Raw genomic sequence first — 22,376 nt, forward strand, 5'->3', positions numbered from 1 at the left:
AGCCGATAAACCCCCTACTTGGGGACGGTTTACCTCACTCGTAAATACATTGATTTTGATTGTGTCAAGGCTGTGCTCAATAGCGCCATAGTTTCAGACACTGTGGCAAGCTAGGTCGAGGGTGCTCTGTAGGAGTGAAAGCAAGTGCGTTTTTGGTCAATTGGTCTGATCAGTGGGCTCATGGGGGTTAGTGCCCCTGTGATGGCACAGTCTATTGTGCCTACGGACATGACTCAGGTTGAGCAACGGGCAAATGAGTACAGCATCACGGGTGGCCAACGGTCTGCTGATGGTTTGAATCTGTTTCACGGATTTGAGAGTTTTAATCTGGATGAGGCTGAACGGGCTAGTTTTTGGGTGCCTGCAGGTGTTGCTAATGTTTTAGGACGGATCAGTGGTGGGGATGCTTCATTAATCAATGGCCAACTACAGCTTTTAGGCAGCAACGCCGATCTATTTCTGCTTAACCCTGCGGGCATTATTTTTGGTGAGCGTGCCACCCTGGCTTTGCCGGGGAGCTTCTTAGCGACCACGGCAGACGGGGTAACGTTCGATAATGGCACCTTTCCGGTCCTTGGTTCAGTGGACTATGGCTTGTTGGTGGGTGAACCCACCGGGTTAGAGTTCTGGGCTGGAGCTGCTGGCATTATTTTGAATAGCAGTGATTTAACTGTTGATCCAGAAGCTTCGCTATCCTTAGTCGGCAGTAGTGTGACTAATACTGGTGATCTGAGTGGCACCAGCGGTTCTATCACTCTGGCGACAGTGCCCGATAGTCACTACGTCCGTTTGAGCTCGGCTGGCTCAGTGTTGTCTTATGACCTGGCTGCGCAACACATTACCAGTGGTTTTAACCCGTTAGACTTGCCCACTTTGTTGACAGATGTTTCTGTGGCATCGGCAACAGGATTGGTGGTGAATGCTGATGGCAGTATTCAGCTGGCAGGGGCAGATATGGATCTCTCTCTCGGTACAGTGCTGTCTACCGGAGATATCAGCTTAGAAGGCGGTAATGTGCAACTCCTGGGGGAGCAGGTGGGGCTATTAGCAGGGACTGTCAATGTGTCTGGTACCCAAGGGGGTGGCAATATTTGGTTGGGGGGTAATCAAGAAGGCACAGGCCCCCTACCCAATGCTCGAGCTGTTTATGTTGCGCCAACGGTGGAGCTCAGCGCGGATGCTCAGGATAGTGGCTCCGGTGGCAACATCATTATCTGGTCAGAAGATAGTAGTCGCATTTATGGGGCAATTTCTGCAACGGGTGGCTCCCAGGCAGGGGATGGAGGGTTTATAGAAACCAGCAGTCGTGGTTTTTTGGAGGTGACTCAAGCCCCGGATGTATCCGTTGCACAGGGTCGTGCTGGTTTGTGGTTGTTGGATCCGTTTGACATTGAGATTCGTAATAACGGTGGTAATAATGTGAACCTCCCTGCCGCAACTCCGTTTGAAGCGACGGGGTCGGTGGCCATTTTAGACATTGGTGTGCTCAATGCTGGTTTAGCCAATGGCAATGTTGTTGTTGCAACCACCACTAATGGGGGGACAGCCGCTGGAAATATTACTCTGATTGATCCGTTGGTCTATTCAGCTCAGCCTGGAGCCACGTTGGAACTGTTGGCGGCTGGCGATATTAGGGTTCAGGCTTCCATTACGCCTGGTGATACCTCTGGTCCCCTCAACCTGCAGTTACGAGCTGATACGGACAATCAAGGCAATGGTGTTGTCGAGATTGCTAGCAATGTTTTAGTCGACACGTCGGGGGGCGCGTTATTGCTTCAGGGCAATGGTGAGCAGACTGTTTCAGCGGCGGGTGTTTCATTGTTGGCAAATAGTTCTCTCCAGACCCGTGGTGGCAATATCACGATCGCGGGACGGCACAGCAATAATTCAGGTGTCTTGGTTGGGGCCAATACTTCGATTGATACGGCTGGTACGGCTGGAAATGGAGCGATCGCAATCAATGGAGTGAGTCAAACGGGCATTGGCATTGATTTAGGCGGCACTCTGACCATTAGCGACCAATTGACCTTGGATGGTCAAACAGGCAGCTCGACTCAACCCGCTGTCCGCTCGACATTTGCGTTGATGGATAATCGGGTATTGGTGAATGCGGTCGGTAATGTTGAGTTGGATTCCATTCAAGCTGCAACGGAAATTGACATTACAACCGATGGATTGTTGCGGGTGACGGGCACTAATAGCGCTGGTCAAAGCTTAGTGACGACGGCTAATAACGGCAACATTCGTATTCGCCACGGGGGAGGAGGGCAAACGCCTTTTGTTGTGGGTAATGCGGCAGTGAATGGAACGGCAGGTGCGATCGCAACTAGCACCAATAATGCCATTACCCCCGTCAGATCATTCCTTGACAGCTTTTCCCAAGGCAATATCAGCATCGTGACAGCGGGCAGCACGAATCCAAATGATTGTGTGAATGACTGCAATGATTTTGACGATGACGATTTTGATGATGATTTTGGAGACAACGACTTTGGTGATGACGGTGCTTTAGACGACTCTTCTAGCCCCCTCAGCATTGCTGGCGATGAGGATGGCGACGACGTCCAGGACAATAATGATTTTGATGACGACTTCGAAGATGACGACTTCGAAGACGACGACTTTGACGACGGCGACTTTGACGACGGCGACTTCGAAGATGACGACTCGGAGGAGACCGCAGACTCAGATGATGCTGAGGATGAGGACGACGATGAGAACGACGACAGCGACTTTGACGATGATGAGTTTGCCTATGGGGATGACTTCTCTGTTGATGTTTTAGAGGATGCTGAAATTACCGCAGAAAAACTCGATGGCAAAGAGAAAGTTCTAACCCAAGAATATTCTCAGTACTTGGGGGTGGAATCTGAGCCCAACTTACCCTTGCCAGAAGTTCAGCAAAAGTTGGGGCAGGTGGCGATAGAAACTGGCTATACCCCAGGCATCGTATACATCGACTTTGTGCCTGATGATCGCGCTCAAACAAAGCAGGTACTGGAGCTAAACCAGGATAATTATCTGTTAGAGCTCGTTTTAGTGACTCAGAATGGTCCCCCCCAGCGTTTGCTCATCGACACCACCAAGGCAGATGTGCAAAATATTGTTGCTCGATTTCATCGAGGGGTGACTAATGTGACATTTGGTCGTCGCTACCTGCGTTCAGCTCAAAAACTACACAACTGGCTGATTTCACCGTTGGAGAGTGCACTTAGTGAACAGGAAATCAGTCATTTATCATTTGTATTGCCCTCTGGGTTGCGATCGCTACCGCTAGCCGCCCTACATGATGGTGAAACCTTTTTGATTGAGCGTTACAGTTTAGGCATTATGCCCAGTGTCGGCTTAACCAATATTGACTACAGCGATATTAGGCCTGCTGAGGTTTTAGCGGCAGGAGCCTCCACCTTTTTAGAACAGCCTGCCCTACCTGCGGTTCCCTTAGAACTGAGGACCATTGCCGATACTCTCTGGCCAGGACGATTTTTCCTCAATGAATCCTTTACCCTGGAACAGCTCTTAGCCAATCGTCAAAGTGGCGACTACGACATCCTGCACCTGGCCACCCACGGAGAATTTCGTGCTGGTAATCCCAGTAATTCCTACATCCAGTTATGGGATCAGCGCCTTACCCTTGATCAACTTTCTCGCCTCAGTCTTGATAATCCACCGGTAGATTTGCTGGTGCTCAGTGCCTGTCGCACAGCCCTCGGCAGCCGAGAAGCGGAGTTGGGCTTTGCTGGCTTAGCAGTCAAGGCAGGGGTGAAAACCGCCATGGCTAGCCTCTGGCGAGTCGATGATGTGGGGACGGCTGGTTTAATGACAGAGTTTTACTCCAATTTACGCACCAGCACCATGCGCGCTGAGGCATTACGCCAGGCTCAGCTGGCAATGCTACGGGGCAATGTCTCAGTGGATGCCGGACAACTGGTCTGGACAGGTGGCACCTTAGTCATGCCGCCGATCTTGGCCGATGAAACGGGACTCGTTTTAAGTCATCCCTTTTACTGGGCTGCATTTACCCTCGTTGGCAGTCCCTGGTAGATGGTAATCTGTATTCCCCGATACCAAACTATTTGATGGTAAATATCAGTGGATTTGATGGTGGCTGTGCTTGAGTCTATGTATCGTGTTACCACCCCATTGCCTTAGCTTTTTGCGATTATAGCTTTTTTACTATTCCTGTTTGTCTTTAAAGACAGACTGGGTAGGTAATGTTCTTTTTTAGCTTCATACCTATGGATTTTCGGTCTGTTCAGTTTTGCTATACCGAAACGCTAGCAACAAAAGATTTAGAGCAACTTAGAAATCTCTTTAATCACTCTGCTTTTTGGGCTGCGGGGCGACGATTTGAGGATTTAGCTAAAGCCATTAGCTATAGTTGCCCTGTGGTGGTCGCCTGGCATGATGATCGGCTAATTGGCTTTGCTCGGGCCACATCTGATGGTGTCTATCGTGCCACTATTTGGGATGTGGTCATCCATGATGACTATCAAGGCGCTGGCTTGGGGCGTAAATTGGTGGAAACAGTTTTAAGTCATCCCCATATGAGCAGCGTAGAACGGGTTTACCTGATGACAACCAACCAAAAACAATTTTACGAACGTGTCGGGTTTATAAAAAATGAGACCACCACAATGGTGCTAGTGAATCAGCCCATTGATGGCAGTCTGTTGCGACAGGCTGAAGCGGCTGTCCAAAGATCTTAGCCTCGCGCTTACCCTCCTTCAGCTTCGATTTTTTCGCGGCTATCGTCCCAATAGGCGCTGTAGGTCCATTCTTCTTTGGAACCCTTGTCCAAAATTTTCCATCGATAGATGGCTTTATCTGGGTTGACGCCTACCTCAATTAACTTAGCGCCCATATAATATTCCGTCTGCTTTTTGGTGCGTGCTTTGAGAAATTCAGACTGACTTTTGGAAATGATCTTGGTTATATGGGCCTGTGTAGGTTTCTTTCTTACCATTTGTGGAGTTGATCTGCTTTCTAAGAAAAGGATGCAAAAACGTTAGTATTTGGCTGGGGGCTGCGGCGGTGGCGCATCGGGGCGCGGTTCAGAGGCACCATCGTTAGGGGCGGCGGGGCGAAAATCAGTATAACTTCCTTCGTTGGCGTCTGTAGGGCGAGGACGAACATTAAGGGGAGGACGCTCAGCAGGGGGGGGGCTGATTCCCGAGGCGGCTGTGGCAAACCACCTAAGCTGTGGCCAGCGCCATTACCTGCAGGCACCGGTGTATCCATGGGAGGGCGCTGTGGTGACTGTGGTGGGCGTTGGGTTGGTCGCTGTGGCCGACTGCCTGGACCTGAAGGCCCCCCGTTGCCATCATAGCGAGGGTTGTTGTAAAAACTGTTTGAACGATTCCCTGGACCACTATCGGGTCGACCCCGATCGTTCGAGTAGTTATCAAACTCTTCTCCCTGTCTTGGCTGCCCTGGCTGTAAGCGTGCTGGTGGTCGACGGTCTTGATATGGGGCTGGGGGCTGGGGCTCTAAAGGGCGTGGCTCGTAGCGATCGCCATAGCTATCATCCCGATAGCGATCGCTGGGGATACGAGGTTGTCTGGGTCCTGGTGTATCCCAGTCGTCCAATTCTGCACGATAAACCCGACGGGGACGTTCCTCATAGCGCCGTGGTGGTGGACCTTCACGCTCCCCTGACCTGACGCGGTTAGACTCTCGTTTGCTGATATCGTTGATAATCAAGGTAGTCAGCATCCCCACTAGCATTACCTGCTGAAAAGAAGCCAGCAGCTCCATATTTAAATGGGCTAGTAGGAAGACGCCAGACAGCAAAAGTAGGATTGAGTAAACCTTGTCAGAGCTGCGTTCATAGCCCGGCTTAAATTTGTCTAGAAAGAAAAGCCCAACCGCACCAAGAATGAGTATTAATCCAACCAGCAGCGGGACAGGAGTACCAAAATTCACAATTGCTTCCTCGTATTATGGTGGCCCTCTAACAGGCGTTTTGCCTGACATGACTATTCCATAGCCACCAATTCTATCCTAGCGGGCAGCTTTGGATTTGTCTTTTGATAAATCAGCTCAGAATGTGTCAATGGTCAAACTGCAGTCATAAAAAAGAGCACAGCATCGGCTGTACTCTCGGTTCGTTTACACAAGACATTGACCAGGAAATTATCGCTGCTCTTACCTATACTTAAAGACTTAAAGTACTTATGTTTACTTCAAGCCAAATGCAATAAGGTTTAGCGTCTGATTTTGTCGCGCTGACTGATAAAGACAAGAGCAACAGTTACTGGGATCACTACAATTGCAGCTCCAGCAACCAGGCTCAGTAAGAAATTAGTCAGTGAAGGTGTCATGGCTTTACTCTTTAGTTCCGCAAACGTTTGTAATGCTTGCTTAATATAGTATCGAGCAACGTTAACCTTGAGAAGCCTTTTCATTGGGGCAAAAAACAGGGTTAATGTGCTTGAAAACGCTAAATGCTTTTTACATCAAGGCTTTTTAGTTTTTTTACTAAAAAGATTGCGAATGTGCAGGCCATAGCCATCGAGCTAAGCTTTACAATCCTTAAAGTGAATCACTCATTTAACGAGGAACATTGACGATGTCAGGTATCACAATTGGCAATTGGATCGTTGGACCGCTGCTAGCGGTGATGACCTTACTGTTTATTTTCCGCATCGTTCTTACTTGGTACCCCGAGGCAGAATCCACCAAGTTTCCCTTCAATTTGGTGTACTGGCCGACTGAGCCGTTTTTGATTCCTGTACGTAAAATAGTCCCTCCGTTTGGTGGAGTAGATATTTCTCCCATCATTTGGGTGGCCTTTATCAGCCTATTGCGCGAAATATTAGTGGGTCAGCAAGGATTACTAAAGATGTTCTAGCTAACCTAGTTAGGACAAATGTATGCAGAATAGAAAGGCAATAGCCCCTGTCTACTAGAACGGATTTGGAGAGACCCTTAGTGCCTTCCGCTGCTGCTGCAACGACGCTACTAAAAGACCCTGAACGCTTAGCAACTCGTCTCAAGGAAATTCCCCAGGAACCGGGCGTTTATTTCATGCGAGATGGGGATGATCAAATCCTTTATATAGGTAAGTCCAAAAGCCTGCGCAATCGAGTACGTTCCTATTTTAGGAATGGACAACAGCACCACGCGCCGCGCATCAGTGTCATGGTGACCCAGGTGGTGGATATCGAATTTATTGTTACGGATACTGAGGCCGAGGCGCTGGTGTTAGAGGCTAACTTAATTAAGCAGCATCAGCCTTATTTTAATGTGTTGCTTAAGGATGACAAAAAATATCCGTATCTCTGCATTACTTGGTCAGAAGATTACCCGCGCATCTTTATTACTCGTAAGCGTCGAAAAACCACCAAGAAAGATCGCTACTACGGTCCTTATGTAGATACGGGTTTGCTGCGCCGGACGCTGCATATTTCTAAAAAAATATTTCCGCTGCGGCAGCGACGTCAGCCTTTATTTAAAGATCGACCTTGCTTGAATTATGACATTGGCCAATGTCCTGGGGTATGCCAACAGCTGATTACGCCGGGAGATTATCACAAGATTGTCCAAAAGGTGGCAATGGTTTTTCAGGGGCGGGTGCAGGAATTGGAGTCAATCTTGGCAGCCCAAATGGAAAAGGCGGCTGAAAAGCTTAACTTTGAGCATGCGGCACGACTGCGGGATCAGATTCGTGGCTTGCAAACGTTGAGTGCCCACCAAAAGGTGGCGTTGCCGGATGACACAATTTCGCGGGATGCGATCGCACTCTCCGGTGACGATCAGCACACCTGTATTCAGCTATTCCAAATTCGAGCAGGACGCCTTGTGGGACGTTTAGGCTTTGTGGCCGAGACCGAGTCAGGCACACCGGGGCAAATTTTGCAGCGGGTGCTTGAAGCGCATTATCCCACCGTAGATGCGGTGGAAATTCCCAGCGAAATCATGGTGCAGCACCCGTTGCCGGATGCCGATATGCTGGCGGAGTTTCTTACCCAGCAAAAGGGACGTAAAGTTACCATCGAAGTGCCCCAGCGGCAATCCAAGGCAGCGTTGGTGGAAATGGTGGAGCGCAATGCCCAGTATGAGCTAGCGCGCACCCAGCGGTTTGCCGATCGCAATAACCAGGCAATGCAGGATTTGGCGGAAATTGTCGATCTACCGGGCCAACCCAAGCGCATAGAAGGCTATGACATTTCCCACATTCAAGGCTCAGATGCCGTGGCTTCCCAGGTGGTATTTGTGGATGGTCTGCCTGCGAAACAACACTATCGTCACTACAAGATTAAAAATCCCAAGGTTACCAGCGGTCATTCCGATGACTTCGCCAGTATGGCTGAAGTGATCCGTCGTCGCTTTCGCAAATATGCAGAAGATCCGTCTAAGGAACGGATTGGCAATCCAGACTGGCCCGACCTCGTGATGATTGACGGTGGTAAAGGGCAGCTCTCAGCCGTGGTCGAAGTGCTAAAAGATCTCAACTTGCTCAGTGAGTTAAATGTGGTGAGTCTGGCGAAAAAACGCGAGGAGATCTTTTTGCCAGGGGAATCCATGCCATTGCCCACTGAAGCAGAACAGCCGGGAGTGCAGTTATTGCGACGGTTACGGGATGAAGCCCACCGATTTGCCGTCAGCTTCCACCGTAAAAAACGCACAGATCGCATGCGTCGTTCTCGTCTCAGTGAGATTCCTGGTCTGGGCCACCATCGACAAAAGATGCTGCTAGCTGAGTTTAGGTCCATCGACTATATTCGTGAGGCCAACGTAGAACGGCTGACAGCGGTATCGGGGGTGGGACCTAAGTTAGCTCAGCAGATCTATGATTACTTTCATCCAGAATCGTCTTAGGAAATTAACCTCTCAATCAGCAAAATGAATGACGATTGGCCATTCGATCAAGCTAAAAATGTGGCTGCCATTACGACTCGACAGGTTTTGGATGAGCATCATTCCATCTTGAGGGTTGTGCATTATTCAGATGATCATTCCTGGGCCTTTACCTGTGGTACGACAGATGACCCCAAGGATGGAAAAGTTGTGGGTATGGGCTGTATTGTGGACATTGATCCCACACTGAAAGAAATTGCTGATTTACCACCTGGTTGGGGAGCTTGGCGCGAAACAGTAGGTGGTAGTTGGACTCGCTATAGTAGTCTGGAGCTTTAATTTTTATGATTAAGTAGCTTATGGCTCGCTGGTTTAATACAACAGGCCCTTGTGTTCAGACTAAGCAAATCAAATCCATTGAAGTCATTAATCGTCATAGCTAACGCGACCACGTGATGCTTTGCGCTGGCTACGTTTGGTTTTGTTATCAAGACGCCTTTGCTTGGCTGCTTTACTAGGCTTGGTGGGTTTACGCTTTTTCTTAACCACCATGGCTGCTCTAATCAGTTGCTGTAGTCGTTCTAAGGCGTCAGTCTTATTACGGAGCTGAGTGCGGTAAGCCTGAGACTTAATATGAATTACTCCACCTTTGGTTATGCGACTATCGTTTAAGGTCAGCAGTCTAGTTTTATAGTGCTCAGGCAGCGATGAGGCCAATATATTAAAGCGGAGGTGTATGGCTGTGGCAACCTTATTAACGTTTTGACCGCCCGCACCTTGCGATCGCACCGCCTGTAGTTCAATTTCACTATCTGGAATGGTTACCTGGTTAGAAATCCTCAGCATTGCCCGTTTACTCCCATAGCCCCACCTTCAGCATAACCAACTAAACTCTAAAGAAGTTTTGAAGGCTGAATTTTGAAGTTTGAATAGGGCGTAAAGTTCGTAACTCAAACGCCAATCCTGCTCAATTAATAGCCTAGTAACCTTTATGGCTTCAGTTGTGATGTCTCTGCTTAAGTATCCTCAACGTCTAGTGCAAGTAATCCCGACGCTACTTGCCGTTTACTACGCTTACATGCTTGAGTATCGTGCTGAACTCATGTTTTGGGTGCTTTCGGGGTCATTTCCGTTAATCCTTATGGGGTTGTGGCAAGAAGCCGCTCGCAGCGGACAGTTTGAACTGAATCCCGATGATGTGGTGCGCTATTTTTTAGCGGTTTTTGTTGTGCGACAGCTGACCGTTGTTTGGGTTATTTGGGATTTTGAGCGTGAGGTTTTAGAAGGTAAGCTATCGCCGCTATTGCTACAGCCACTAGATCCGGGCTGGCGTCACTTTTCATCTCATCTAGCCGAACGCCTGGCCAGGCTACCATTTATTGCCGCTTTAGTAGCGCTGTTTTTAGTCTTATACCCTGTCGCTCGTCAAAGGCCTACCCATATTGTTTGGGGGTTAGTGGCGATTAGTTTGGCCTTTTGTCTGCGCTTTTTAATGCAATATACCTATGCCATGATGGCATTTTGGGTTGAGCGCGCAACGGCAATTGAACAATTCTCGTTTTTGCTTTACACCTTTTTCTCAGGCATGGTGGCACCGCTTACCCTATTCCCTGAGACCGTTCGCGCAATTGTCATGTGGACTCCATTTCCCTATTTAATTTATGTGCCCGCCAGTTTGATGGTTGGTTTACCTATTCAAATTGGTAAGAGTATTTTAATTACCCTGGCATGGTGTCTAATTTTTTGGTGCTTCAATCGTTTGCTATGGCGGCAGGGTTTAAAGCGCTATTCAGGCATGGGGGCTTAAGTAGCTGTTTTAAACACAGCACATACAGTACTTAAGTATGTGTAGAAAACATAAACTTAGAGATGGTTATGCAAAGTTAATATGTAGCCTGTTCGTCTTAACTTTAAAGCATGTCTAATCGTCTTTATATCCCCCATATTTTCACTGATTAAGTTGAACTTTTTTATTAGACAAAAGCTTTTATTGCCTATCTCTTAACTAACACTTTACGGACTACCTGAGGACCACCGACTAAAGTGGTAATGAGAGTTTTCTTAGGAACAACGCTCGGTTAGATGGCTGATGTTTGATGTTGGTAGCTTTCATTACACTGGTTGATGGGCTCAGTGATCGTCACGAAAGTCTTTGTTATTCCAGAGTCAGAACACTGCCATTATTTCTAACTAAATTTAGGTGTAAGACCTAGCCAATTCAGCCCCCGTATTAAACAACTTCCTGAATTGTTTTTATTATGACTACTATCCAACTTGACGCACGCGCTTTATCCACTGGAGTTCTTGATTCTGTTACTAAAATCTCTCCTTTTCAAGCTATTCAACCCGACAGTCAAAAACTGATTGCTGAGCACCTTAATCAGTTAGATCTAACCGAGTTAATTACTGTTTGTCAGCGTAACCGTTATCCAGAGCAGGCACCGTTTTCGGAGCTAATGCGTCGCTACAAATCCCATGTAGATCGTCAGCTTTATCATCTTGCTCCAGATTGGTCCGACCGAGCTGATCTAGCTCAAGAGGTTTGGATTCGTGTCTATCGCAACCTAAATCGTCTGCAGGCACCTGTAAAGTTCAAGGGTTGGATGAGTCGTATTACCACTAATTTGTTTTATGACGAGCTACGTAAGCGTAAGCGTCACGCAGGCACGTTATCTCTAGACGCCCCTAGGCATTTGGATGATGGTCAGGTTGATTGGGAGATTGCCTCAGAAGACCCTAGTCCCGTGGATACGATGATGACCCATGAGTTTTATGAGCGTTTACAAGCAGCTATAGCTGAATTACCTGAAGTATTCCGCACTACTATTGTTTTGAGAGAGATTCAAGGTCTGCCCTACGAAGAGATTGCTGAAATTACCGGCGTTTCCTTGGGTACTGTGAAGTCTCGTATCGCTCGGGCTCGCTATCGTCTACAAGGTGAGCTGAAGCGCTACATCGATGGTCAACATACTGCCTAGTTAGAAATCTTGTCCATTCTTCCAAGGCCTGTTGCTACGATGGAGCTGATGACTTGGGAGTTAATGACAGTGCGGCGCTATTTAAGGGTATTGCGGCTGTTTTGGGAAGTTGCGATCGCAGCTGAACTTGAATACCGCCTGAATTTTATAATTGCCACCCTCAGTAGCCTAACGGCCTTGGGTGGCAGTTTATTTGGTTTGTTTTTATTCTATCGCACGGGCTACGAGTTTCAAGGATGGCAATGGCAAGAAGCGCTAGTGGTATTGGGTGTTTTTACCATGCTACAGGGGTTTGCCGCTACATTTTTGAGCCCTAATCTGAGTCGAATTGTTAGGCATGTACAGGACGGCACCTTAGATTTTGTCCTGCTTAAACCCATTAGCTCTCAGTTTTGGCTGTCGACACGCACGATTTCACCTTGGGGATTTCCAGATCTGGTGCTAGGGGCTGTCATGATCCTATACGCAGGCAACCAACTGGGATTGGGTATGGGGAATTACTTGGCCGCCATGGTCCCCCTGGCTTTAGGCTTTATGAGTTTATACAGTCTGTGGTTTATGTTAGGAGCCACGAGTATCTGGTTTGTCAAAATTTATAACGTAACAGAAGTACTACGGGGCTTTTTAGAAGCTGGCCGGTTTCCGATAGTGGCTTATCCCGCTGCGTTTCGTATATTTTTCACCTTTGTGATTCCGGTCGCTTTTTTAACTACAGTGCCTGCCCAAGTGTTTCTTAATCGCATTGAAGTTACCTGGTTAGCGGGCTCTGGACTGCTCGCCTTAGGGTTATTTCAAGTATCCCGTTTATTTTGGCGATTTGCATTACGTTTTTACACCAGTGCATCCAGCTAGGGGGATTGCAGGCAATGCCCCTACAATGCGTAAACTAGCCAAGGTCACCAGGCATCGGATGTCATGAAATTTACCCCCCGTTCTCTCCACATTGTTAGTGTGTTGTCATTGTTGTTAACCGCCTGTAATGGCAACTCCCAGAACAACAGCAGCGATACATTAGTCATCTTAGGATCCTTAACTGGCGTAGGTCAGGAGATTGTTGAAGAGGCCTTTGCCCCCTTTACTGCCGAGACTGGAATTGAGGTGGTTTATGAAGGTACAGATGCCTTCTCCACTGTGTTACCCATTCGGGTGGCGGGAGGAGATGTGCCAGATTTAGCAATTTTTCCACAGCCTGGGCTCATGAGAGATCTGGCAAGAGAAGGAGCCCTGACTCCCTTAAATGATATTGTTGAGCTGCCCGCATTAACCGCTGCCTTTGGCCCCGACTGGGTCGATTTAGGCACCGTGGATGAACAAGTTTATGGATTGTGGATGCGGTCCGATCCAAAAAGTTTAGTTTGGTACAACCCTGATGCCTTTGAAGCGGCTGGCTATAACATCCCTCAAAGTTGGGATGAACTGATCGGTCTTACTGAGAGAATTGCAGCTGATGGTAAAACACCCTGGTGTTTTGGCCTGGAGAGTGGAGAGGCCACCGGATGGGTGGGTACTGACTGGGTAGAAGATATTTTGTTGCGAACGGCAGGCACTGAGGTATATGACCAGTGGGTCGCCCATGAGATTCCCTTTAACTCTCCCCCGGTTAAAGAGGCCTTCCAAATGTTTGGAGACATTGTGCGTAACGATCGCTATGTGCGTGGTGGCGTTGTTGGTGCCATCAGTACTCCCTTTGGAGATGCGCCAGCCCCCATGTTTGATCAACCTCCAGGCTGTTATCTGCATCGTCAAGCTAGCTTTATTACCGATTTTTTGCCCGATACCGTTGAGCCAGGGAAAGACACTCGGGTCTTTTTATTGCCGGGGGATGGGCCGCAATCACCTCTGTTAACGGGCGGTTTGGTAATTGCGATCACCAATAATTCCCCAGCGGCCCAAGCGGCCATTAACTATCTAACAACGGTGACTCCCCACGAAAGTTGGGCTGCCCGTGGCTATATTAGTCCCCACCAAGAGGTGGACTTGGCTATCTACCCCAATGATGGAGTGCGCCAAATGGCAGCCGTATTGACCCAAGCCGAAACCATTCGCTTTGATGGTTCTGACTTGATGCCAGCGGCGGTAGGCACCGGTACGTTTTGGGCTGAAATGGTCAACTACATCAGCGGCACAGACGTTGATACGGTGCTATCGGCCATTGATGCGAGTTGGCCAGAAGAATAGTTTGTAGATGCCAAACGATAAAGCTGCAAGGTGCGATCGTAATAGTCATCGGTAAACCCTAAGGCTTCCATTCCGAGCCGAGTCATGACCCGCTGAGACCGAATATTGTCTGGGGTAGTAACTGCATAAATAGTGGGTAGCTGTTTTGTGTGAAACCCATACTGAAGAAGGGTACTGGCTGCTTCAGTAGCATAACCATAGCCCCAACTTGCAGGACGAAAATGCCAGCCAATTTCAATTTTGCCACTGTCAGTTTTGTCGTTCTTAGGTAAAGGAATCAGCAGAATGCTGCCGATGGCTCGATCAATGGCTTTTTCAACAACGGCCCAAATTCCTAGGCCGTCAACACAGCGTTCACAATAGCGCTGTAGTCGTTCTTGGGTCATCTGAATAGAACTGTCAGACTGACCCTGTAGCCAACGTGTCACCCTGGGATCGCCGTAAATATCAAATGCTTGCTGAGCGTCGTAAATCGGACGCCAATCGCGAATTGTTAATCGATCAGTTGTCAGTCGCATAAAGTAGAGCCAATGATTATAGACTCGATATTTTAGCGATGGTGTCACAAAATCAATGGATGATTTTGTAATTATTGAAGATTTCGCCGTAGGACCCTTCCATGGAAGAACCCTACGACGAAATCTTTATGGTCGACTGACCAACGACCACAATGGATGGGAGGGTCCCTGTCGACGAATTTTAGCTAATTGGCTCTCTAAACGTTGGCGCTCGATAGGAGAAATACCTAAGACTAAATGACGAATTTCACGGACTAGTAGAGTGCTAGCCAAACCGACGCACAAAAAGAACCCCACAGCTCCTAAGAAGTTATACTTCAATCCGTAGTAGACAGAGGTCCAGGTGAAATAATCCAACAGTAAGCTGATTTCTGAACGCAGCTGCCATAGAGTTAACGGCCCAATTGTTAGCCATATACCCACCGTCAACCGCCACCAGGTCGTTAAAGAATGCTGTCTCAGAGCTTCAATGGCCCGTTCGGTGGCGACTGTGGTGTAATTGCTGTCGATGTTTTTAGAACCGTTGGAAGAAGTCACCTCTCTGATTAATCAATCTCCTTTGCGACGTATTTAAGATAGACGGCTTATAAAGTTACTCCGTGGCTGATGTCGCCATATCTGTATTAGAGCTAGAGCTAGATCGCCACAAAGCCAGCAGCGTACTAGCAATAAAGATACTCGAATAGGCTCCGGCTAAAAAGCCAACAATCAGTGCTAAGGCAAAGAACTTAAGGGTATCTCCCCCAAAAATCACGATGGCTAATAGGGGAAGCGCCGTTGTCATGGTGGTGTTGATGGAGCGCCCTAATGTTTGATTAACAGCATCATTCACCGTTTGATCAATATCCTGATCGGGCATCAGTTTGAAATTTTCACGGATGCGATCGTAGATGACTACGGTGTCGTTGACGGAAAAGCCAACAATTGTCAGTAGTGCCACAATAAATAAACTGTCTGCCTCGTACCCAATGGTGAGCCCCAGAATTGAAAAAATACCTAGGGTGATGACTACGTCGTGCAGCAGGGCTAGGAGTGCTAGCAATGCATAGTCAAATTTAAACCGAAGACTTAAATAAACAGTGATCCCAACAAAAGCAACCAATAGAGAGAGCAGACCAGCCACTAAAAGTTGTTCACCAATGGTTGGGCCAACGACATCGATTTTTGAAGCTGTTGGATCAATCTCACCGAGATAGCCTTCTAAGGCTGAGCGCAGTTCTGTTTGTTCGTCTACGTCTAAGTTGCGGGTACGAATGGATAGGGCTTGGCCAGAATCGCCCACTAGCTGTAGGCTGCTGCCTTCCAACCCTTGCTCATCTAAAATAGTGCGAATTTCGACGATATCAATAGGATCGGTGCAGCTTACCCCATCGCTGCAGTTGCGTTCTAGCTGTAGTCGTGTCCCACCAATAAAGTCTAGTCCTGGTTTAACAGGGCCATTAAACTGTGACCATGACAGGGCCATGGCCGCAAGGCTGACGACGACCAAGACACCAGAAACGAGCCACCAGATACCGCGTTGTTTAACGACGTTCAATTTCATGATTGGGACGGTTGCGAAGTAGAGGGCAGATCGGTGGCTAGGCTCGGGGCAAAATAGCCCACCTTGCGAAATTGAGGAAAGCTAATCACAAAGAAAAGAAGATTTCGGGTGCAGGTGAAGGCTGTAAACAGACTCACTGCCACACCGACTGCCAGGGTAAGGGCAAAGCCTTTAACTAAACCAGCACCAAACCAGAACAAGGCAGCACAGGCAATGATGGTGGTGACATTGCTGTCGAGAATGCTGGAGAATGCTCTATAAAATCCTGACTCTACGGAACGGTAGAGGGTTTTACCGGCTCGCAATTCTTCGCGGGTGCGCTCGAAGATAAGGACGTTCGCGTCTACTGCCATACCGATACTGAGAATGAAACCGGCAATACCTGGCAGGGTCATGGTCACACCCAAAATGTTGTAGGCCGCCCAGGTGAGCAGGGCATAAACTACCAAGGCAACGTCCGCCAAGAGTCCGGGTAGACGATAATAAACGGCCATAAAGACCAGCACTAAGATCAGGCCTGCAAGGCCTGCGTATAGGCTACGTTGAATGCTATCGCGACCCAACGTAGCGCCGACCGTGCGATTTTCGACCACTTCTACGGGCACGGGCAAAGCACCGCCCCGTAATTGAATTTCTAAATCCCTGGCTGCTTCGGCATTGAAACTACCTGAGATAGTGGCACTATTGCCGGAAATACCTGTGGCAGCATACTGTACATCAACTGTGGGGGCACTAATTAGTCGATTATCCAGGAAAATGCCCAAAACTCGACCTGTGCCTGCGATATTACGGGTCATTTCGGTGAAAAGAGTACCGCCTTCGTTGTTGAAGTAAATGGAGACTTGCCATGATTGACCGGTGCCTAGGGGACTGGCTAAAGCATCTGTGAGTTTGTCCCCAGTCAAATCAGTATCTTCGAACAGTTCCAACAATGTTTCACGGCTGGTTTGCAGGTTCGCTGTAACCCGGTCAAGTTCAGCCAGCTGCTCATCGGTGATGTTCTCATTACCAACAGCTAGGATAGTTGCCTGCTCAAGTTCTTGCTGGTTGACAATATCTGAGATCGCCCTCAGTTGACCTTCAGTCCCTGGTCTCTGGGAGCGAAACTCTAACTGGGCTGTGCCCCCTAATACGCGCTGAGCTTGGGCTGGGTCGCTGACACCTGGCAGCTGAATCAGCAGCTGATCTTGCCCAGAGCTTTGGACGATGGCTTCTGACACACCGAGGCCATTAACCCGGTTTTCGATGACCCGTTGGACAGCTTCTAACTCTCGTTCAGAGATTTGGGTGATCTGTTCATTGGTCAGTACTTGGAGGGTGAGTTGGGAACCACCTCGCAGGTCTAAGCCTAGCTGGGTGGGCAGTTGCACAATGGTAAACACTGCTGCGATCACAAGTCCAACAATGACCACCAACATCGAGCGTTGTTTACCCATGGCCCTTCTCCGTATTATCCATACACCGGTCCTTGTACGTGTGACTAGCTATCCGATCAAACATCCTATTATAGGTTGCCGTTATTGGTTCCATTAATCCCTTAGTAGAAATAAAAAAGCACAGAAGATAAGGCTATCCTCTGTGCTCATGATGTCTATTTAGTAATGAACTACACCCGTGCAGTCATCATTTTTTCCACAGCCTCAACAATTTGTTTGGGCTGCACAATGGTCAGACTTTCCAAACGACCATTGTAGGGAGTCGGAATATCTTGGGAAGACAGACGCATCACTGGAGCATCTAGTTCATCAAAGAACCGATCGTTGATCGATGCAATAATTTCAGCGGCAATTCCCCCAGTGCGCATGCACTCTTCGACAATGATCACCTTGTGGGTCTTACGAATTGATGCCCCAATGGTGTCGTAGTCGATGGGCTTTAGGGAAATCAGGTCGATGACCTCTGGGTCAAATCCCTGGGCTTCAATGCCTTTGACTGCCTGCAGTACATGGTGACGCATACGAGAATAGGTGAGGATAGTGACATCCTTACCGGGGCGAACCATCTCAGCCTTATCCAACGGCACCAAGTACTCATCGCTAGGCAAGTCTTCCTTGAGGTTGTAAAGCAGCACATGCTCAAAGAAAAGAACAGGGTTTTGATCGCGGATAGCTGACTTAAGCAGACCTTTAGCGTTGTAAGCCGTAGAGCAGGCCACAATTTTCAGACCGGGCACTGCTTGGAAGTAAGCCTCCAGACGCTGGGAGTGCTCTGCGCCTAACTGACGACCCACACCACCGGGACCCCGAATCACCATGGGGATATGGTAGTTACCACCAGAGGTGTAGGGCAGCATGCCTGCGTTATTGGCGATTTGGTTAAAAGCCAACAGTAAAAAGCCCATGTTCATGCCTTCGACAATGGGCTTTAGGCCGGTCATGGCGGCACCTACGGCCATACCGGTAAAGCTGTTTTCCGCAATGGGGGTGTCTAGCACCCGCAGGGGCCCATATTTTTCGTACAGCCCTTTGGTGACCTTATAAGAACCGCCATAGTGGCCCACATCTTCACCGATAACAAAGACGGTTTCATCCCTGCCCATTTCTTCGTCCACGGCTTCCCGCAGGGCGTTAAATAAAAGTGTTTCTGCCATTTAGATACCCTATTGATTTGCTAACTGCGATTAATTCAGGAGGCGGATTTCACATTACTCTTCCGCAAAGATGTAGCGATGAAGCTCAGCGGGAGAGGGCTCAGGGCTTTCTTCGGCAAACTTGACGGCGTCTTCGACGTGGGCTTCGATCCGCTTTTTAATCGCCTTAAGCTCAGCTTCGTCAGCTAGGTTTTGTTCAATCAAATATGCTTCCATGCGGACGAGGGGATCGCGGGCCTGCCATTCGTCTTTCTCGGCCTGCGATCGCAACTCATCAGGATCCGCCAGTGAGTGACCCCGGAAACGATAGGTCAAACACTCGATTAAGGTGGGACCTTCACCCGCACGGGCGCGGGCAATGGCCGTTTGGGCGACCTCGCGTACTGCTAACACATCCATACCATCAACTTCATAGCCAGGTATACCAAACACGCTGGCCTTGCGATAAATCTCGGTTTGAGAAGACGCCCGCTCGTGGGCCATCCCAATCGCCCACTTATTGTTCTCAACTACGAATAGAATGGGTAGATTCCATAGAGCAGCCATATTCAGGCATTCGAAAAACTGACCATTGTTCGTTGTACCATCACCAAAGAAGGCGGCAGTCACCTGGTCAGCAGAGGCATCACCCAGGGCATCACGGCGATAGCGCGACTGGAATGCCGCGCCCAGGGCTACAGGGATGCCTTCACCAATAAAGGCAAAGCCCCCCAGTAGGTTGTGCTCTTTGGAAAACATATGCATGGAGCCGCCCCGACCCTTGCTGCAACCGGTCTCTTTACCAAAGAGTTCGGCCATTACAGCATTGGCGGGCACTCCCGCACTCAGGGCATGAACATGGTCACGATAGGTGCTGCACACATAGTCATCAGGGCGCATCGATTTGATGACTCCGGTGGAGACAGCTTCTTGACCGTTATAAAGATGTACAAATCCGAACATCTTGCCCCGATAGTACATTTCGGCGCATTTATCTTCGAAATAGCGGCCCAGGACCATATCTTCGTATATCCTCAGGCCCTCCTGCTTATCGAGCTTTGCCGAAGTTGCTTGAAATGTTGGTAATGTCCTTTCCTGAACCATTGGCTTGCCAATCGCCTCGCCGCAATACAAATTATGATTATTTCAAAAAAGTGATCAATTCATGATCACCGCGCGCTTACGCGGATACTTGTTGGCTCGATTAAGTTAAAATCGACCGAACATAATTTTAGACGACAATCTCGCTTTCCCGGTGACCGATGTTTTTAATCTGCTTGAATATCCACTTAAATTGAGTAGTCGTACCTGGCAGATTAATACTTAGCATTTGCTTAGTATTGTAGATCTGAGGACTTTATTTTGAGGTTTCTTTCTGCGCCAGAACCAGCAAAGCAGATAGATTTATAGGGACTGCTACATGGGAAAATATCCACTAAAAACAGTGGCTTTATAACCTTAATTTCCTCAGCCAATTGCCTGAAAAGTTTGATTCATTGCTGTAGGCTTTCAAATATCAGCATTTCATCGCTATTATGTATGCGGTTTTAAGTAGGCAACTGTTTTACCCGGCTCAGGTAGTTTCTATCCATCCATATTATAGGGATGTTCATTAGTGCCTGTACTAGAGTTCTGCAAAGCCTCACACACAAGCTGAAGTTAACTTGAGTGCTAAGGAAGTCACTGTGCAAATTCCGCTAGATTATTACCGAATTCTGGGGCTGCCCATGCAAGCGACAGCGGAACAACTGGAGCAGGCTCATCGTGATCGTACTTTACAGTTACCTCGTCGGGAATATTCGGAGTTTGCAATTCAATCCCGTAAACAGCTGATTGATGCCGCCTATGTTGCTCTAAAAGACTCAGGCACCCGTCAGGTTTACGATGCTCAACTTTTGGCGGCAGGTGCTGAGCCCGCTTTAATTGAAATTTATGAGCAGCAGCTTATCGGAGCGTTGCTGGTGCTGTTGGAACTGGGTGAATATGAGCTGGTTATTCGCTTGGGACGACCTTACTTAACTAGCGGAGCTAGTGCCCTAGAAGGGGGGGATGAGCATGCCCTTGCCGATGTTGTCTTGACCATTGGTCTGGCTTGTCTGGAACTAGGGCGAGAGCAGTGGCAACAGCACCAATACGAAAATGCAGCAGAGTCTTTGGAAACGGGTCAGGAACTCATGCTTCGGGAAAACCTATTTCCCGAGATGCAGGCAGAAATTCATGCAGATCTCGATAGACTTAAGCCCTATCGGATCCTAGAGCTGGTGGCTCGTCCCCTGGCCGATAAAGCGGCCAGACAACAAGGTGTCGCTTTATTGAAGTCCATGTTAGAAGCGCGAGGGGGCATTGATGGTGCCAATGATGATGCCTCGGGGTTAAGCGTTGAGGACTTTTTGCGATTTGTGCAGCAGTTGCGGAGTTACCTGACATCGGCAGAGCAACAGGATATTTTTGAGGGTGAAGCTCAGCGACCGTCATCCGTTGGTGTTTATCTATCGGTGTATGCACTTTTGGCGAGGGGCTTTGCTAAGCATCAGCCTAAGCTTGTGCGTCAAGCTAAACAGCGGTTGTCCTTGCTAACAGAGCGCCAGGATGTCTATCTAGAACAGGCTGTGTGTGCAGTGTTGCTCGGGCAAACCGAAGAGGCCACCTACGCCCTGGAGCGCAGCCATGAGAATGAACCCATAGCGTTTATTAGGGAGCATTCTGCAGGCGCGCCGGATTTGTTGCCTGGGCTGTGTTTGTACACTGAACGCTGGTTACAACAGGACGTGTTTCCCTTCTTTCGGGATTTGGATCAAAGCAATGTCACCCTCAAAGACTACTTTGCCAATGCGCAGGTGCAAGCTTACTTAGAATCCATGCCCCCTGAGGATGCAGTGCCGCAGCCTCCCATTGGCCGCTTTGGCACATCAGATTATGGTGGGTCAGGCTATAGTCGTGTGCCTACAGATTATGAGCGTCCATCGTTTGGCTCGGCACCCTCTGTTGGTGTCGGTACAGCGGCCACGGTCGGCCTCGGTGCTGCTGGTGCCGCTGCTACTGCTGGCTCGCGTCCGATGGCCTACACAGCGGAGGAGGTTTCTAATCTATCTCCTGATGGCCAACTCGATGATGAATTAACTGCCAGTGTTGGGTTTGACGAGCCGGTTGTGAAAACTCGACGGCGTTCATCTCCTAAATGGGGGCGCTTAGCACTGGTGTTACTTTTGGCTCTGGGTGGCCTGATTGTACTGGGATTCATGATGTCTCAGCTATTGAGCTTGTTTGGCGGACTGTTTGGTGGGCCTAAGATCAAGGGCGATCCTTTAGATATTGATGTGACGCGTCCTGCTATTGAGCTGCCGACTGCAGATATTCAACCGACGGCCACCGGTGATGTACAGGTCATTGCTGAAGAGACCATTGAAAAGTGGTATGAGATAAAATCTGAGGCCATGGGTCCCCAGTGGAATGTTGATGCCCTGGCCGATATTTTGTTGGAACCAACGCTTGCCCAGTGGGTTGCTAAGGTAGAGAGCAACCAGCGGGAGGGTGTCCATTTAGAATATGTTCAAAAGATGCAAAATCTGACTGCTGAAGAGCTTGGCGATGACCAGATTCTAGTGACGGCTGACGTCAGTGAAACGGGGAATGCTTATCAATTTGGTGAGTATAACGGTGCATTCTCCTATGAAGATCAGCTGACGGTGGAGTATAGCCTCAGAAAAGAAGACGATAAATGGATGATTGAGTCCTTTGCGGTGCAGTAGGGATTGCATATGGGGTGTTTGGTGCTTTATAGAGACGTT

The 22,376-nt window shown here is 48.7% G+C and carries 20 protein-coding genes; 10 read left to right on the top strand and 10 right to left on the bottom strand.

Translation table 11 applies throughout. From position 1 onward, the window contains the following. The first annotated feature begins 144 nt into the window (after nucleotides 1-144). Entirely contained in the window at nucleotides 145-4,044 is a 3,900-nt protein-coding gene (locus U2F10_RS16585; protein WP_499872774.1) for a CHAT domain-containing protein, read from the top strand. A 194-nt stretch (nucleotides 4,045-4,238) separates the two neighbouring features. Further along, entirely contained in the window at nucleotides 4,239-4,709 is a 471-nt protein-coding gene (locus U2F10_RS16590; RefSeq protein ID WP_163702719.1) for a GNAT family N-acetyltransferase, read from the top strand. Between the two features lie 8 nt (nucleotides 4,710-4,717). Here U2F10_RS16590 and U2F10_RS16595 read toward each other — a convergent pair whose 3' ends face one another. The 3 genes from U2F10_RS16595 to psbX form a co-directional block, all read right to left on the bottom strand. Then, a complete protein-coding gene (locus U2F10_RS16595; RefSeq protein WP_163702720.1) occupies nucleotides 4,718-4,966 on the bottom strand; it encodes a hypothetical protein in 249 nt (82 codons plus the stop codon). A 20-nt stretch (nucleotides 4,967-4,986) separates the two neighbouring features. After that, a complete protein-coding gene (locus U2F10_RS16600; RefSeq protein ID WP_499872776.1) occupies nucleotides 4,987-5,925 on the bottom strand; it encodes a Ycf66 family protein in 939 nt (312 codons plus the stop codon). 281 nt (nucleotides 5,926-6,206) lie between these two features. After that, a complete protein-coding gene (gene psbX, locus U2F10_RS16605; RefSeq protein WP_036020238.1) occupies nucleotides 6,207-6,323 on the bottom strand; it encodes a photosystem II reaction center X protein in 117 nt (38 codons plus the stop codon). Between the two features lie 248 nt (nucleotides 6,324-6,571). Between psbX and U2F10_RS16610 the strand changes: the two genes are divergently transcribed. The 3 genes from U2F10_RS16610 to U2F10_RS16620 all read left to right on the top strand — a co-directional run bounded on the left by U2F10_RS16610 (nucleotide 6,572) and on the right by U2F10_RS16620 (nucleotide 9,141). Next, nucleotides 6,572-6,853, top strand: a complete 282-nt coding sequence (locus U2F10_RS16610) for a YggT family protein (protein ID WP_163667704.1) — start codon at nucleotides 6,572-6,574, stop codon at nucleotides 6,851-6,853. An 80-nt stretch (nucleotides 6,854-6,933) separates the two neighbouring features. Further along, complete coding sequence (gene uvrC / locus U2F10_RS16615; protein WP_163667707.1) at nucleotides 6,934-8,823, top strand: excinuclease ABC subunit UvrC; 1,890 nt, start codon at nucleotides 6,934-6,936, stop codon at nucleotides 8,821-8,823. Between the two features lie 24 nt (nucleotides 8,824-8,847). Then, entirely contained in the window at nucleotides 8,848-9,141 is a 294-nt protein-coding gene (locus U2F10_RS16620) for a hypothetical protein (RefSeq protein WP_163667711.1), read from the top strand. 87 nt (nucleotides 9,142-9,228) lie between these two features. Here the strand turns inward: U2F10_RS16620 and arfB are convergent, their stop codons facing one another. Further along, nucleotides 9,229-9,648 (bottom strand): alternative ribosome rescue aminoacyl-tRNA hydrolase ArfB, encoded by a 420-nt coding sequence (arfB, locus tag U2F10_RS16625; protein ID WP_163667717.1) that lies wholly within the window; start codon nucleotides 9,646-9,648, stop codon nucleotides 9,229-9,231. Nucleotides 9,649-9,793: 145 nt separating this feature from the next. On the opposite strand from arfB, the gene U2F10_RS16630 reads away from it, so the two are divergent. The 4 genes from U2F10_RS16630 (at nucleotide 9,794) to U2F10_RS16645 (ending at nucleotide 13,958) form a co-directional block, all read left to right on the top strand. Beyond that, nucleotides 9,794-10,609, top strand: a complete 816-nt coding sequence (locus U2F10_RS16630) for an ABC transporter permease (RefSeq protein ID WP_163667720.1) — start codon at nucleotides 9,794-9,796, stop codon at nucleotides 10,607-10,609. A gap of 451 nt (nucleotides 10,610-11,060) precedes the next feature. After that, the gene (locus U2F10_RS16635) at nucleotides 11,061-11,780 is read left to right on the top strand and encodes a sigma-70 family RNA polymerase sigma factor (protein WP_163667737.1); all 720 of its coding nucleotides are present in this window, start codon (nucleotides 11,061-11,063) and stop codon (nucleotides 11,778-11,780) included. A 48-nt stretch (nucleotides 11,781-11,828) separates the two neighbouring features. Continuing rightward, nucleotides 11,829-12,632: an ABC transporter permease gene (locus U2F10_RS16640; protein WP_250565698.1), complete on the top strand. Its 804-nt coding sequence runs from the start codon at nucleotides 11,829-11,831 to the stop codon at nucleotides 12,630-12,632. A 63-nt stretch (nucleotides 12,633-12,695) separates the two neighbouring features. Then, nucleotides 12,696-13,958, top strand: a complete 1,263-nt coding sequence (locus tag U2F10_RS16645) for an ABC transporter substrate-binding protein (protein ID WP_163667741.1) — start codon at nucleotides 12,696-12,698, stop codon at nucleotides 13,956-13,958. Here U2F10_RS16645 and U2F10_RS16650 read toward each other — a convergent pair. From U2F10_RS16650 to pdhA, 6 genes are all read right to left on the bottom strand, one after another. Further along, nucleotides 13,892-14,476 carry a GNAT family N-acetyltransferase gene (locus U2F10_RS16650; protein ID WP_163667744.1) on the bottom strand — a complete coding sequence of 195 codons (585 nt, stop codon included), beginning with the start codon at nucleotides 14,474-14,476 and terminating at the stop codon, nucleotides 13,892-13,894. The two genes, U2F10_RS16645 and U2F10_RS16650, sit on opposite strands and share 67 nt — an antisense overlap. A gap of 126 nt (nucleotides 14,477-14,602) precedes the next feature. Beyond that, nucleotides 14,603-15,013 carry a hypothetical protein gene (locus tag U2F10_RS16655; RefSeq protein WP_163667748.1) on the bottom strand — a complete coding sequence of 137 codons (411 nt, stop codon included), beginning with the start codon at nucleotides 15,011-15,013 and terminating at the stop codon, nucleotides 14,603-14,605. A 55-nt stretch (nucleotides 15,014-15,068) separates the two neighbouring features. Further along, the gene (gene secF, locus U2F10_RS16660; RefSeq protein WP_163667751.1) at nucleotides 15,069-16,019 is read right to left on the bottom strand and encodes a protein translocase subunit SecF; all 951 of its coding nucleotides are present in this window, start codon (nucleotides 16,017-16,019) and stop codon (nucleotides 15,069-15,071) included. Continuing rightward, nucleotides 16,016-17,455 (bottom strand): protein translocase subunit SecD, encoded by a 1,440-nt coding sequence (gene secD / locus U2F10_RS16665; protein WP_499872778.1) that lies wholly within the window; start codon nucleotides 17,453-17,455, stop codon nucleotides 16,016-16,018. The genes secF and secD overlap by 4 nt, the downstream gene beginning before the upstream one ends. Nucleotides 17,456-17,625: 170 nt before the next feature. Next, a complete protein-coding gene (locus U2F10_RS16670; RefSeq protein ID WP_499872780.1) occupies nucleotides 17,626-18,609 on the bottom strand; it encodes an alpha-ketoacid dehydrogenase subunit beta in 984 nt (327 codons plus the stop codon). Nucleotides 18,610-18,663: 54 nt separating this feature from the next. Further along, nucleotides 18,664-19,692 carry a pyruvate dehydrogenase (acetyl-transferring) E1 component subunit alpha gene (gene pdhA / locus U2F10_RS16675; protein ID WP_499872782.1) on the bottom strand — a complete coding sequence of 343 codons (1,029 nt, stop codon included), beginning with the start codon at nucleotides 19,690-19,692 and terminating at the stop codon, nucleotides 18,664-18,666. Nucleotides 19,693-20,273: 581 nt separating this feature from the next. On the opposite strand from pdhA, the gene U2F10_RS16680 reads away from it, so the two are divergent. Then, nucleotides 20,274-22,337, top strand: coding sequence for an IMS domain-containing protein (locus U2F10_RS16680; protein ID WP_499872784.1), 2,064 nt, complete (start codon nucleotides 20,274-20,276; stop codon nucleotides 22,335-22,337). Nucleotides 22,338-22,376 lie beyond the last annotated feature (39 nt).

The sequence above is a fragment of the Leptothoe sp. EHU-05/26/07-4 genome, assembly GCF_043421015.1.
Taxonomy (GTDB): Bacteria; Cyanobacteriota; Cyanobacteriia; order Phormidesmidales; family Phormidesmidaceae; genus Leptothoe; species Leptothoe turfae.

What these genes read in the sequence shown, in the direction of transcription:
- U2F10_RS16590 (WP_163702719.1), top strand. Translation starts at nt 4,239, where the DNA reads ATGGATTTTCGGTCTGTTCAGTTTTGCTATACCGAAACGCTAGCAACA.
- U2F10_RS16595 (WP_163702720.1), bottom strand. Translation starts at nt 4,966, where the DNA reads ATGGTAAGAAAGAAACCTACACAGGCCCATATAACCAAGATCATTTCC.
- psbX (WP_036020238.1), bottom strand. Translation starts at nt 6,323, where the DNA reads ATGACACCTTCACTGACTAATTTCTTACTGAGCCTGGTTGCTGGAGCT.
- U2F10_RS16610 (WP_163667704.1), top strand. Translation starts at nt 6,572, where the DNA reads ATGTCAGGTATCACAATTGGCAATTGGATCGTTGGACCGCTGCTAGCG.
- U2F10_RS16620 (WP_163667711.1), top strand. Translation starts at nt 8,848, where the DNA reads ATGAATGACGATTGGCCATTCGATCAAGCTAAAAATGTGGCTGCCATT.
- arfB (WP_163667717.1), bottom strand. Translation starts at nt 9,648, where the DNA reads ATGCTGAGGATTTCTAACCAGGTAACCATTCCAGATAGTGAAATTGAA.
- U2F10_RS16630 (WP_163667720.1), top strand. Translation starts at nt 9,794, where the DNA reads ATGGCTTCAGTTGTGATGTCTCTGCTTAAGTATCCTCAACGTCTAGTG.
- U2F10_RS16635 (WP_163667737.1), top strand. Translation starts at nt 11,061, where the DNA reads ATGACTACTATCCAACTTGACGCACGCGCTTTATCCACTGGAGTTCTT.
- U2F10_RS16640 (WP_250565698.1), top strand. Translation starts at nt 11,829, where the DNA reads ATGACTTGGGAGTTAATGACAGTGCGGCGCTATTTAAGGGTATTGCGG.
- U2F10_RS16645 (WP_163667741.1), top strand. Translation starts at nt 12,696, where the DNA reads ATGAAATTTACCCCCCGTTCTCTCCACATTGTTAGTGTGTTGTCATTG.
- U2F10_RS16650 (WP_163667744.1), bottom strand. Translation starts at nt 14,476, where the DNA reads ATGCGACTGACAACTGATCGATTAACAATTCGCGATTGGCGTCCGATT.
- secF (WP_163667751.1), bottom strand. Translation starts at nt 16,019, where the DNA reads ATGAAATTGAACGTCGTTAAACAACGCGGTATCTGGTGGCTCGTTTCT.
- secD (WP_499872778.1), bottom strand. Translation starts at nt 17,455, where the DNA reads ATGGGTAAACAACGCTCGATGTTGGTGGTCATTGTTGGACTTGTGATC.
- U2F10_RS16670 (WP_499872780.1), bottom strand. Translation starts at nt 18,609, where the DNA reads ATGGCAGAAACACTTTTATTTAACGCCCTGCGGGAAGCCGTGGACGAA.
- pdhA (WP_499872782.1), bottom strand. Translation starts at nt 19,692, where the DNA reads ATGGTTCAGGAAAGGACATTACCAACATTTCAAGCAACTTCGGCAAAG.